The organism is Candidatus Chloroploca sp. Khr17 (assembly GCF_004138165.1).
Lineage (GTDB): Bacteria > Chloroflexota > Chloroflexia > Chloroflexales > Chloroflexaceae > Chloroploca.
In genome coordinates, this window is sequence record NZ_RYFF01000054.1 from 21,500 (window position 1) to 33,369 (window position 11,870).

The following is an 11,870-nucleotide window of genomic DNA, read 5'->3' on the forward strand; positions in this document are numbered from 1 at the left end:
ATGCTTCTTCGTGAATACATTGCGCTGCTGCTCCGTTATTGGCCAGTGCTGGTTGTTTTGCCATTGCTGACGGCTGGTCTGAGTACGCTGACGCTGCTCGGGCGTACCCCGGTCTTCCAGACAACGGTGCGTTTGATGGTGACCCAGGCTCCTGAACCTGATCCTGAGTTGCCGCTGCCGCCCCTTGATGTCGGTACGACTTGGCTCACAACGGCGTATATCCTTGATGACCTGCCCGCTGTGATCTCCAGCGCGCTCTTTGCTACCGATGTCCAGGCCGCGATGGCCGCCCAGGGCTATGCCCTTGAGGTGCCTGCGATCCAGGGCGGTTTGCGTGTCGAGACGACCCATCGCTCGGTGCTGCTTAGCGCAACGGCCGCAACCCCCGAACTGGCTGTTGCGATGGCGCAGGCGGCTGTGACGAGTCTCCGTGAGGGGGGGTTGGTCTACTGGGGCCGCGATCCCGCCGGTGGGTTGCAGGTGCAGGTGATTGATCCCCCGGGGGCCGCCGCTTCGTCGCAGAGCCTCACCGGGCTTGTGCGTGAAGTGGGCCTGCGGGTTGCCCTGGCACTTGTCGCGGCGGTGGGCATTGCCCTTGGCCTTGCGTATCTTGATGATCGAATCTATCATGCACGTCAGGCTGAACGATGGACGGGCGCACCTGTGCTTGCCGTGATTCCTAAAGAATAAGTGAGGGTGCGATGCAGTTACGTGATTATGGGCTTGTGCTCGCGAAACGCTGGTGGGTGGTTGTGCTGACCCTCGTCGCTGCGGCAGTGGCGGCGTATGGCGTCAGCAAGCTGATCCCTCAGACGTTTCGCTCGCAGGCGGTCTATCTGGCCCTGGCCAACCAGGCTGATAATGGCCTGAATATTGTGCTCCGTAATTCGATGAATAGCTACCGCGAATTGGTGATGCAGCCCGATGTGCTCGACCAGATTAGCCAGGAGATTGGCCTGGATATTAGCGGTGAACGCTGGATGCGCGATGTCAATATCCAGCCTCGGCCTGATGAGCAGAAGATTATTATTGAGGTGGACGCACCAACCCTCGCTCAGTCGATGGCAATGGCCGATGCCGTGGGCAATCGCCTCGTTGCGGAAGTGAACCGCATTAATGCGACGCTCGAGGGCACCGCCCGGATCAATGTGCAACGTATTCAGCAGGCCCGCCTGACCGCTATTCAACCCAATACACGGATCAATGTGCTTGCTGGGGCGCTGCTTGGCCTGATGCTTGGGGTGTTGCTGGCCTATGTGCTTGAGTATCTTGATGATACGCTTAAGAGTAGTAGCGATGTTGAGCGTTTTGTTGGCTTGACGACTTTGGGCGCGATTCCTACCGTTGAGCCATAAAACGAGGAGATAGCTGTGGGTGCCAATGGTTCTTCGCCCGAGACGACGCTGATTACGCTGCGCGACCCTGGCTCGCCTGCGGCAGAGGCGTTTCGTACCCTGCGTACCAATCTGCTTTTTTCGAGCCTTGACCGGCCTCTCCATACGCTGTTGGTCACCAGTACGGCCCCTGATGAAGGCAAGAGTACGACCCTGGCGAATCTGGCCGTCACGATGGCTCAAGCCGAACAGCGGGTGCTGATCGTTGATTGCGACCTGCGCCGCCCCAGTTTGCATACGATCTTTGGGCTGCCCAATGAGCGCGGCCTCACTAGTGCCGTGCTTGCGCAGGACGATGGCCCCCTGCCCATCCAGCCGACGAGTGTCCCCGGTCTCCATGTGCTGACCAGTGGCCCGTTGCCCCCGCGTCCCGCCGATCTGCTTGGCTCACGCCGTATGGGCGCCCTGATCGAGCGGATGCGCTCTGAGGCCGAGATTGTGCTTTTTGATACGCCCCCGGTCGTGGCTGTTACCGATGCTGCTACGCTGGCCTCTCGCGTTGATGGGGTGCTGCTTGTGCTCCATGCTGGGCAGACCCGCCGCGACCGTGCCCGTGAGGCGCGCCGTCTGCTCGAACAGGTCAAGGCCAATATCGTTGGGGTGGTGCTCAATGGGGCGAAGGTTGAGCGCGGTTATACGTATTAGGGGAGCATATGATTGATCTGCATTCCCATATTCTCCACAATATTGATGATGGTACTCGTTCACTGCAAGAGGCCGTTGCGCTTGCCCGGGCTGCCGTTGCTGATGGCGTGACGATCATGGCTGCAACGCCCCACGGTGCTAGTTCGGTCAGTACCTGGACGCGCTATGAGGTCAAACTGGCCCAGCAGCGCCTCGCCGAGTTGCGCGCCGCCCTTGCGCACGAGGATGTGCCGCTGCAGCTTATCGCAGGAACTGAGATCTATGGTGAGCCGGGTGCGCTTGAACGCTTGCAGGCCGGTGCGCTCTTGCCCTACGAAACAGGTCGTGCGGTGCTCGTCGAGTTTCCGCTGCATATTACCCCGCAGGCCGCCGAGCAGATTATCTTTGGGTTTCAACTCGCAGGCTATCGGGTTGTGCTCGCCCATCCTGAACGCTACCATTTTGTGCTGCGCGACCCCAATACCTTGATTCCGATGATCGAGCGTGGTATCGTGATGCAACTCACTTGTGATGCGCTGCTCGGTGTCCAGGGTTCGCGTATGAAGATGCTGGGCGAATTGATGGTGCAGCATGGCTTGGTGCAGATCCTCGCAACCGACGCCCACGGCTTGCACCTCGGGCGGGTACCGAATCTGGGCGCAGCACGCATACGTGTTGCTCAACTCGTCAGCGAGGATCTCGCCGATGCCCTCACCCGCCTCCACCCCGAGGCTATTCTCGCTGATGCGTCGCTGACGCCGATGCCTCCCTCGCGCATTCGCAATTGGGACGGCTCGCGGTACGCTTGATCTATGGTCTTACTACTCCCAGTCAAGCTCAACCCAGATCGTATCGTCACAGATCCGTACCGGGTAGGTTGCCAGGCGTAGCCCCACCGGAGGCACGAGGCTTTTGCCTGTCTGCACATCGTAGGCCCATCCGTGCCACGGACATGTGATCGTCGCGCCGATGAGAACCCCCGCCGAAAGCGGCCCGCCTTCGTGGCGACAGGCATCACTGAAGGCATAGAGGGTGCCATCCACATTGGCGACCGTAACCGGCAAGCCTTCGATCACGGCATAGATCAGTTGCCCTGGTGCCAATTCGTTTGCCTCACCTATCTTCACCCACTCACCGGCCATACTCGCTTCTCCCTCATACTATGTAGTGTGTAACGAAGTTTTCTGCTCTTTCAGCCCCCCTCCCAACCTCCCCCCGCTGGGGGGAGGCGTCCGGCTCCCTCCCCCAGCGGGGGAGGGCTGGGGAGGGGGCAAAGCAGGCTTGCAAAAGACAAGAAAACTTCGTTCACAGACCACGTAGTAGTTCTTCCAGGATCGCGGCTGTGATCACATGGTGCCGGTACGGCGGGGGCGTGCGCTGGGGGTAGACCCGATTGCTCAACACAACCAGGGCTAGTTGAGCCTGTGGCACGCCAATGATGGCCGGCCCGGTAAAGCCTGTATGCCCAAAGCTTCCTTTGGGTGCAGCCCCCATAAAGTTGGCCCGATCCAACATCCATCCCAACCCGCTCGACAGTGCCTGCCCTGAGTCAGTTCGGAGCCCGGTAGTAGCATCCCGTAAAGCTAGCGCAACCGTGGCTTCGCGCAGCATCTGCTGATCTGCCCAGGCCCCACCCTGCAGCCACATGCGCACCAGCCGTTCAAGATCGCGGGCGGTGCTGAAAAGCCCAGCGTGGCCTGCAACTCCTCCCAGCGCATAGGCACTCTCGTCGTGAACCACGCCATGCACGAGCCTCTGCCGCCAGGTATCATCCCATTCTGTTGGCACAATGCGTTCGTGTAAGGCTCCTGAGGGGCAGTAGCCGGTTGCGTGCATACCCAGAGGGTCAAGCACAAGTTTCTGGACTGCCTGGTCAAGGGGGAGGCCCGCGACGACTGCGACAATCTCGCCAAGCAACAGACTATTGATATTGGTATAGGCCAGATGCGCCCCGGGTGGTTTGACTGGCTCGGCGGCGTAGATCGCAGCCTGAATGCCTGCGGCCCCCTCGTTGCGCAGCGTCGAGAGGCGCAGATCCAGGCCCGAGCAATGGGTCAACAGATGGTGCACCGTGACGTATTGTGCCCGTGCCGCTGGCAGATAGGATGTGATCGCGTGGTCGAGCGTCAGTTCACCAAGATCATAGAGCCGCAAGGCCGCTGTCGCCGTCACTACTTTGGTCAGCGAGGCAATGTCAAAGATATCGTCACGCCCAACCGATCGCGTGCCCTCATCCTCGTACATCGTTGTGCCATACGCCTGATCACGCAATGTTGCCCCGTCACGGGTTGCCAGGATTACCGCCCCTGGAAAGATGCGTGCTGCAATGGCCTGCTGGATCACAATCGTTTGCCTCACCCCTCGGTCATATACCAGCTACTGCCAACCTGGATCACGGGCAACCCGCCACTTGTTTGTCCAAGCACTTCTGTCAGCCCGCCAGTTCGTTCACGTAACACATTGTCCTCTGCATCAAGAAAGACCAGGACGAATGTTCCGTCAACAAGGTTGACAAGGGCTCGTCCCTCTTCACGACGCAAAATCTCGACATAGCTGTACGTGATCTTGAGGGTGGCGCGGCTTCCCACTACGGGCTCGTTCGCGGTTGTCACAAAATTGAGCAGCATCTGGCTCATTGCGTTGCGTTGATCAACCCGCTCACTCGGGGCAAAATGGCTCGCCAGCCGTTCGGCCCAAATCCGCCGTACTTCTGGATCAGTCAGATTCTCTTCAGCGAGCGCGGTATTCAGATCTTCGATAAAACTCTCAACCACCGCCTGCGGGCTTGAAGCACCTGCGCCTGCGACTTCTTGGTCGGCCACCGTGACACAGCCGGATAACAGCAGCAGCACAAACACCAGGAAGAGTCCCGGAACAGGCCAGGGCACGACGCGAGGTTGCGCGTATCGTACGCTTGGTTCGCCCCACATCTTATTGTGTTCCTTCGCCACTCTCACGAAATGAACGTGGTGGTGCCGGTAGTTCAGCCTCGATGATCTGGTTGGCATTGACGAGGTAGAGGTTCGTGCGGATGCCATCGTTGGTGACCGTCAGATTATTCAACTCATCGAGGCGAAGAGGGCCGTCAGTCCGAACCTTGATCTGTTGAATAATGGTGCCGCTTACCTTTTCCATCTGGAGAATACGCTCATTCAGCGTGTCAATCAAGAAGAAGTAGCCATCTTCGGGTGATGTTCCGGTCACAACAAAGCCACGCACGATTGTCAACGGAGGATTGATCGCTTCTGGTTTTACTTCACCAACAAATTGGCCCTGACTAAAGACGAGCACGGTGCCATCGGCCCGCAGTAAATAGATGCTCCCATCAACAGCCATATCAACCACGGTACTCAGATCGACATCAGCAAGACTATTGACATCAAGCCAGTAATCGGGGGCATCACTATAACTCCCCGAGCGAAAGCGCAGTACCTCATTGGCGACTGCGCCCCAGACATAGAGATTGCCGCCATACTCACGCACCCGCAACCGGTCGCGTAGACGCCAGATCTCGCTTGCCCCGAGCTTGGCGTAGTTCCAGTTTGATCCGGTACGAAAATAGTACCCAAAACCACTCGTCGCCTCGTCAATCGCGACGACTTGGTCAATGCGCCAGGTCGCTGCCCGCACTGGCCCGACCACGGTTGAACCTACTCCCTGCCCAGGGCTGAGAAATGGCTCGGCACGGCCCCCCTCCTGGGGAATACGGTAGAGACGACTATTCTGGGTGTCGATATCAACGGCGTAGATATACTGCAAGCGTTCGAGCAGATTTGTATCGGTCACATTAGTCATCACTGGAGGCACAATCACATCGGCAAAGCGTCCGGTGGCAAGCGGATGCACCGCCACTACCACAGGTTCATCAAGAAAGGTAATGCGCTGTACGGATGCCAAGGCACGTTCGTACTCGCGTTGTAATTCTTGATAGCGGAGCCAGAGCGTCGGATTCGTCGTCGTAATGAGCGCACTGCCCCGTAGCTCATCAATCGCTTCACGGGCAAACTCCAGCGTCACCAGCGCTTCGTTGGCATCTTCGGCGCTACGCACGGTCGCCAATTGTTCGTCGGCGACCGTGAAGTATTCGAGCACAATCTGCTGGTCATTCTGACGACTCAAATTCATGCCGTAGATCACCATGATGGTGATCATCAGCAATAGGCCAAGAAAGAGCGCCCATGGAAAAGGAGGCCCTTTGCGCCGGTACGAAAGCCCATTGCCCCGATGGATCGGACGTTGCGGTTGCACCGTTCGGCGGACGCGACGTTCACGGAAATAGCCATTGACGCTATTGCTCATCCGATGGAAGGGCAGGGCAAGTCGTTCCCCCCAGGTCAGGTCAACGAGGGGGCGTTCTTCATAGCGAGGGCGGTATGGGCCTGCCCCACTGATCGTCTCTTCACTGCTCAGATCGATGCGACGGTTGCCTGAAACGGGCACCGTCCCTTCACCGAGAAAGGTTGAAGGGGGCAGGTTTTCGAGCCGTAGCGGTGCGGTGTCGGCCCGTGCCTCGCGTAGTCGTGCGTAACGATCCCCAATCCCGTCACCAAGATTGATCGGTGTTGCGCGAGGAATTGGTGCCGCCGAGTACGTTGGCTCTTCCGGCATCCGTTGCATCAGATCGATCGGTTCAGCCTCGGGCTCGTCAGATTCCTCTTGATTGCTTCGCTCGGGCCGCCCCCTTAACGTGCGCCTTAGTTTGTCTACCCATTCACGCATCCCTGCCATCTGCGACCCCTGCCTTGTGCGGGTCGCGCTCTTGCTGGGGACGACCTGGCGGTTGCGAGGCTTCGCTTCAGGGGTAAACCTGATCACCAGGGCATGGGGACTGTCGAGTTCATGGGTGTGGGCAAGCTCTTCAAGCCGTTTCAGCATGACCGTGGCGTCATCTTGACCCAGCCTGGCTTCTACCTCGGTGCGGTTCAGCAGTTGCGCAAAATTACTTGAACAGAGCAAGGCCCCCCCGCCTGCGCCTATGCTTGCACGGTAGAGTTCGGGCTCGACAAAGAGGCTTGCGCCCAGGGCCGTGGCCTGGGTAAAAGGCAGGGCATTGGTGCTGGTAGGATCCCAGACGGCATGGGATGGCAAGGCTCGAATGCGCCCCTCACTCAGGATATACGCCTGTGCTGGCTGTACCTGAACAAGAAAGAGATCGGCGTCACGGACGATGGCACAGGTTAGCCCGACCAGCACTCGTTTGTCGGTTGCATGCTTGAAATTGTGTTCGTAGAGCGCCTTGTTGGCTGCGCGGATCGCGGCCCGTAGGGCTGACGTGATACTGGACGAGGTGTCTCGATAGAAGGCGCGCTGAACCACACCGGCAACCAATTCACAGGCGGCCAGGCTTGCTTTGCCCTGGTCAGTCGCTTCAACGACCAGATAGAGTTGTCCCTTGCGTGCCTCGGGGCCAAAAGGCGAGGATGGGATGACCTCGCTGATCAACGCACGCTGGGCCTGTTTGTTCTCGGGAACCAGCCCGAACTGAGCACTCTGGATCGCAATGCGCGACATAGCTTCTCTCTCCTCCTCCTTCACCCCTTGCGATTATAGCATGGTTGCCCTCAACCCCGGGGCGGACTATAATAGACCTAGGTTTGTTGCAATGTGCCAGCCGACACTGTGATGCATGCCACAGGTCTTCAGGATGGATCGGGGCACAACCATGGCTGCCGTCGTTCGCCAGCCCGGAGTCTCGCATGGCCCGCATTACCGTCACCTTACATGATGAACTTCGTACCTTTGCCGTTGCCCCCGGCGGACTCTCGATTGGTCGCCAGTTAGATAATGCCATTGTCCTGAATCATCCGATCGTTTCTCGGAAGCATGCACGCATCGAGTGGCGCGGGCGCCAGGTCTGGGTCAAGGATCTCGATAGCCGCAATGGGGTGACGGTGAACCGCCTTCGGGTCAAAGAAGAGCAACTCACCGATGGCGATATCATTGGCGTTGGCCCTTTTGAACTTCAGTTTGAAGATCGGGCCGTCCAGAGTGTCTTCCTCGACGATCAGCGTTATTATCCCCTTGCGTCGGATGGTCGTACGGTTAGAGCTCACGAAATCCCCCTTGAACCTGCCGATCTCCAGACCGTTTATATGATTGGGATCAGGTTGAACCAGGTGCTCGATTTTCGCGAGTTGCTTGATCTGGTGATGGAAGAGGTGCTCCAGGTTGTTCCGGCTGAACGCGGTCTGCTTTTGCTGCGCAAGGATGATGAACTGGTGCCCAGGGTTGTGCTGCCTGTCGGTACGGGTGATGTCGCTATTTCCAGTACGATTGTTCGCAAGGCAATTGATGCCCGCGAGGCGATTTTGACTCGTGACGCCCGGCTCGATTTTGCCGAGGCCGATAGCATTATTAGTGCCAATATGCGCTCGGCCATCTGCGCGCCCCTCTTGCTCCAGGGTCGTGCCATCGGGATTATTTTACTTGATGCCGCCGGGCGTGATCAGTTTGGTGAGCGTGAACGCGATCTGGTCGTTGCCATCGCTAATTTTGCCGCCGTTGCGCTCGAACGCGCTCGCCTCACCGAAGAGTTGCGCCATCAGGGGCAGCTCCGCCAAAACCTTGAACGGTTTCTTTCGCCCAATGTTGCCAATGCCCTCGCTCGCTATGTTGCCCAACATGGCAAACTCTGGGAGGCGCAAGAACAGCAGGTCTCGGTGCTCTTTGCTGATATCAAGGGTTTTACCTCGCTTGCCGAACAACTCTCCCCCCGTGAGGTGCAGGATCTGCTCAATGAGTATCTCCACGAAATGACGGATGTGATTTTTCGTTACAATGGTACCGTAGACAAATATATCGGAGATGGTATCATGGCCGTGTTTGGTGCGCCACGTTTGCCTGATGAGCCTGAGGACGATCAGCATGCCTTCCGCGCGGTCGCCGCTGCCCTCGAAATGCAGGCCGCCCAGCGCCGTCTTGTGAGCAGGGCGATCTCGGGGCGTACCTTTGCCATCCGAATCGGAGTCAATACGGGGATGGCGTATACCGGTTTCTTTGGTACGCGCCATCGCCTTGAATATACGGCCATTGGTGATACCGTGAATACGGCCTCGCGCCTCGAAGGTGCCGCCGAGCCTGGCTCGGTCTTTATTGGTCAGGATACCGCTGATGTGGTGTGCCATCACTTCGATCTGCAGGCGATGGGCGAGTTGCAGCTTAAAGGCAAGCAACAGCGCGTTCGCGCCTTCAAAGTGCTCAAACCCCGTGAGACGAGTCAACGCGCTGAGTGATCGCCGCTTGCATATCTGGAATCTTGTTTTTTGACTAGATAGTAGTCTTTGTATGCCAATTGTGATAGGAATTCGCTTTAAGGATAGTGGTAAAGTTTACTACTTTGATCCACAAGAGTTCGAGTTGCAAGTTGGTGAGCCGGTGATTGTTGAGACGGTGCGTGGGCTGGAATTGGCACGTGTGGCCTATGAGCGCCGTGAAGTTCCCGCGAGTGAGATTGTTGGTGAACTCAAGCCAGTTGTGCGCCGCGCTGAATCCGTTGATCTCGAACGCTTCCGCGACCTCCAGGCTCGCCACGGTGAGGTGCTTGAACGCTGTGCCGAAAAGGTGCGTGAACACGGCCTGCCAATGAGTCTGGTTAAGGCTGAGTATAGTTTTGATGGGGCGCGCCTGACCTTCTATTTTACCGCTGAAAAACGGGTTGATTTTCGTTTGCTCGTGCGCGATCTCGCTCGTACCTTCAAAAGCCGGATCGAGTTGCGCCAGATTGGCCCTCGCGATGAGGCCCGTTTGCTCGGTGGCATTGGCCCGTGTGGCCGTGTGCTCTGCTGTGCCTCTTTCTTGCCTGATTATGCCCGGGTCAGTATCAAGATGGCAAAAGATCAGGATCTGCCGCTCAATCCTTCGAAGATCAGTGGGGTCTGTGGGCGCCTGCTCTGCTGCCTTTCGTATGAACACGAGCAGTATGTGGCGATGCGTGCCGAGTTGCCCCGCAAAGGGACGTGGGTGCAAACCCCTGATGGCCCCGGTGAGGTCGTTGCTCAGCAGGTGCTCAAACAGCAGTTGATTGTTCAGCTCGTCGGGAGTGGTGTCCAAGAGACGTATGGCATGGATCAGATTGAGCTTGCCACAACCCAGGTTGCAGCTACGGCTCGTGCGCGTAATACCGAAGGGGTTACCCCGGTGGCCCAGCAACGTCGCACGAGTACCCCTGAACGCCATGACCGCCGCAAGCTCCGTGATGAGATTGATCAGTACGATCTCCTTGACGATCTCGAGTTGCTCGAAGATGATTTTGAGTCACCCTTCCGTGACAGTCCCCCCGCAGCTCGCGCTACGCCGCGCTCTGCCCCATCACCTCATCAAGCCCAGCCACCGGTTGAGCCTCCCCGAAAGTCGCCGAGGCGGGTCGTCTCTCCGCCCCCTCCCACTTCCAGCGCTGCATCCCCTGCCGAGCCGACTGCCGAAACGCCTCCTCCGTCAGCGCCGCGTCGCCGTCGCCGCCGGAGTGGGCGCGGTGGTGCGAAACCTGATCCCGAGACCCAATGATGCGCCGTGTTTCCCTGCTGTTCTGGTTGCTCGTTGCTACACTCGGCTTCACTGCCTGTGTCCGTACGACCGAGCAACCAGTCTCAACGCCGCCAACTCAGCCCACTGCAACCCTGGCTCCGCTTTCACCTGCGTTCTTGCCGACAAGCACGCTTCCGGTGCCGACGCCACGCGCCCAGCCTGAGCGCATGGGAACCTTCTTTTTCTACTGGTACCATTGCCCCGAGCGTGCCTGTGATGCTAGTGAATTGACGGCGATCCCGCCGGGTTGGCTGACGCCGTTACCTGATGATCCTGATCCCCGCGATGGTCTGGCTTATTCGTCGATCAATTATGATTGGTTTGAAGGCGAGCTACGCGATCTTGTTGATGTTGGCTTTGATCTTATCTTGCCAGTAAGCTGGGGTGATCATCCACATCCCTGGTTTCGCCAGGATCGTCTCGATCTGCTTGTGCAGGCCAATGGCATCCTCGAAAAGCCGCTCCCAATTGGTATGTTTCTCGATACCACGGCTCAGCAGGCGATGTACAACGATTTTGTCGCGGATGGCTATCGTTTTGGCCCAACCATCCCTCGTATGCCGCTCAGTGATGCACGTAGCGGCTACTTCTTCTATGATTTGCACATCAAAGGCTTTTTCGAGCGCATTCCCCGTGAGATGTGGGCCACCGAGCAGGGCCGACCGATCATTGTAACCTACACCGCTCTCTGTTGTGACGAACTCTATCGCGCAGGTGAACTCTGGCGGGCCGTGAAAGAGGCTTTTCGCGCCGATTTTGGCGTCGAGCCTTGGCTTATCCTCGAAGAGACCTGGTTTACCCCCGAGGCCCTTGCCCCCGGCGAGGGGCTTCAGCCACTTGAACTAGTCGCTGATGGTCGCTACCATTGGGGCACGGCGTTGCATGGCCCACAGACAGCCACGCTGCGGAACTTCTCGGTCACAAGCGTTGGTCCGGGTTTCGATAACCGCAGCATTGTTGGTATCACCGATCCCCGCTTGCAACCCCGTGAAGCGCCGCCTGGAGGTGGCCCGCCTAGCAACGGGGCTTTCTTCCGCGCCAGTCTTGCGGCTGTTCCCCCCGCGACCGATCTGCTTTTGATTGAAACCTGGAACGAATGGCCTGAAAGCACCGGCATCGCACGCGCAAGCCACCAGGGCGTTGATGGGCAGCCGCTCCCTGACGATTTCTACATGGATCTTTTGCGTCGCTGGCGTCGTGGGGGCTGAGCTTAGGCGTATGTTGGCAAACTGCATACTCCTGGGGGCGCAGCCCTCACCAGGTGTCACTTTTTTGAGCGGGCCGTTCCAACACGGTAACCGGCCCCTGGGTGCGTGCCAGCACCTTTCC

General features: G+C 58.3%; 11 protein-coding genes. 7 read left to right on the plus strand and 4 right to left on the minus strand.

The genetic code is table 11. The annotated features are described in order from the left end of the window. Genes EKD05_RS21285 through EKD05_RS21300 form a run of 4 tightly spaced genes read left to right on the plus strand, consistent with a single transcriptional unit; the run spans position 1 to position 2,827 of the window. Positions 1 to 690: a hypothetical protein gene (locus EKD05_RS21285; protein ID WP_129676920.1), complete on the plus strand. Its 690-nt coding sequence runs from the start codon at positions 1 to 3 to the stop codon at positions 688 to 690. An 11-nt stretch (positions 691 to 701) separates the two neighbouring features. Then, complete coding sequence (locus EKD05_RS21290; RefSeq protein WP_129676922.1) at positions 702 to 1,355, plus strand: YveK family protein; 654 nt, start codon at positions 702 to 704, stop codon at positions 1,353 to 1,355. A gap of 15 nt (positions 1,356 to 1,370) precedes the next feature. Beyond that, on the plus strand, positions 1,371 to 2,039 hold the full coding sequence (locus tag EKD05_RS21295; RefSeq protein WP_129676924.1) for a CpsD/CapB family tyrosine-protein kinase: 669 nt from the start codon (positions 1,371 to 1,373) through the stop codon (positions 2,037 to 2,039). An 8-nt stretch (positions 2,040 to 2,047) separates the two neighbouring features. Next, positions 2,048 to 2,827 carry a tyrosine-protein phosphatase gene (locus tag EKD05_RS21300; protein ID WP_129676927.1) on the plus strand — a complete coding sequence of 260 codons (780 nt, stop codon included), beginning with the start codon at positions 2,048 to 2,050 and terminating at the stop codon, positions 2,825 to 2,827. A gap of 12 nt (positions 2,828 to 2,839) precedes the next feature. Here EKD05_RS21300 and EKD05_RS21305 read toward each other — a convergent pair whose 3' ends face one another. The 4 genes from EKD05_RS21305 to EKD05_RS21320 all read right to left on the minus strand — a co-directional run bounded on the left by EKD05_RS21305 (position 2,840) and on the right by EKD05_RS21320 (position 7,529). After that, entirely contained in the window at positions 2,840 to 3,160 is a 321-nt protein-coding gene (locus EKD05_RS21305) for a Rieske 2Fe-2S domain-containing protein (protein ID WP_129676929.1), read from the minus strand. A 163-nt stretch (positions 3,161 to 3,323) separates the two neighbouring features. Then, the gene (locus tag EKD05_RS21310; RefSeq protein ID WP_240695887.1) at positions 3,324 to 4,361 is read right to left on the minus strand and encodes a beta-lactamase family protein; all 1,038 of its coding nucleotides are present in this window, start codon (positions 4,359 to 4,361) and stop codon (positions 3,324 to 3,326) included. Positions 4,362 to 4,372: 11 nt separating this feature from the next. Further along, positions 4,373 to 4,948, minus strand: coding sequence for a hypothetical protein (locus EKD05_RS21315; RefSeq protein WP_240695888.1), 576 nt, complete (start codon positions 4,946 to 4,948; stop codon positions 4,373 to 4,375). Position 4,949: 1 nt separating this feature from the next. Beyond that, positions 4,950 to 7,529 carry a hypothetical protein gene (locus EKD05_RS21320; RefSeq protein ID WP_129676933.1) on the minus strand — a complete coding sequence of 860 codons (2,580 nt, stop codon included), beginning with the start codon at positions 7,527 to 7,529 and terminating at the stop codon, positions 4,950 to 4,952. Positions 7,530 to 7,714: 185 nt separating this feature from the next. Between EKD05_RS21320 and EKD05_RS21325 the strand changes: the two genes are divergently transcribed. From EKD05_RS21325 to EKD05_RS21335, 3 genes are read left to right on the plus strand one after another with little or no spacing between them, the layout of a single operon-like run. Then, the gene (locus EKD05_RS21325) at positions 7,715 to 9,250 is read left to right on the plus strand and encodes an adenylate/guanylate cyclase domain-containing protein (RefSeq protein WP_129676935.1); all 1,536 of its coding nucleotides are present in this window, start codon (positions 7,715 to 7,717) and stop codon (positions 9,248 to 9,250) included. Positions 9,251 to 9,302: 52 nt separating this feature from the next. Continuing rightward, positions 9,303 to 10,520: a stage 0 sporulation family protein gene (locus EKD05_RS21330; protein ID WP_129676937.1), complete on the plus strand. Its 1,218-nt coding sequence runs from the start codon at positions 9,303 to 9,305 to the stop codon at positions 10,518 to 10,520. After that, positions 10,517 to 11,749: a DUF5010 domain-containing protein gene (locus EKD05_RS21335; protein WP_240695889.1), complete on the plus strand. Its 1,233-nt coding sequence runs from the start codon at positions 10,517 to 10,519 to the stop codon at positions 11,747 to 11,749. The genes EKD05_RS21330 and EKD05_RS21335 overlap by 4 nt, the downstream gene beginning before the upstream one ends. Positions 11,750 to 11,870: the final 121 nt, after the last annotated feature.

Excerpts from the sequence above, each read along its gene's own strand:
- EKD05_RS21285 (WP_129676920.1), top strand. The coding sequence starts at position 1 with ATGCTTCTTCGTGAATACATTGCGCTGCTGCTCCGTTATTGGCCAGTG.
- EKD05_RS21290 (WP_129676922.1), top strand. The coding sequence starts at position 702 with ATGCAGTTACGTGATTATGGGCTTGTGCTCGCGAAACGCTGGTGGGTG.
- EKD05_RS21300 (WP_129676927.1), top strand. The coding sequence starts at position 2,048 with ATGATTGATCTGCATTCCCATATTCTCCACAATATTGATGATGGTACT.
- EKD05_RS21305 (WP_129676929.1), bottom strand. The coding sequence starts at position 3,160 with ATGGCCGGTGAGTGGGTGAAGATAGGTGAGGCAAACGAATTGGCACCA.
- EKD05_RS21315 (WP_240695888.1), bottom strand. The coding sequence starts at position 4,948 with ATGTGGGGCGAACCAAGCGTACGATACGCGCAACCTCGCGTCGTGCCC.
- EKD05_RS21320 (WP_129676933.1), bottom strand. The coding sequence starts at position 7,529 with ATGTCGCGCATTGCGATCCAGAGTGCTCAGTTCGGGCTGGTTCCCGAG.
- EKD05_RS21325 (WP_129676935.1), top strand. The coding sequence starts at position 7,715 with ATGGCCCGCATTACCGTCACCTTACATGATGAACTTCGTACCTTTGCC.
- EKD05_RS21330 (WP_129676937.1), top strand. The coding sequence starts at position 9,303 with ATGCCAATTGTGATAGGAATTCGCTTTAAGGATAGTGGTAAAGTTTAC.
- EKD05_RS21335 (WP_240695889.1), top strand. The coding sequence starts at position 10,517 with ATGATGCGCCGTGTTTCCCTGCTGTTCTGGTTGCTCGTTGCTACACTC.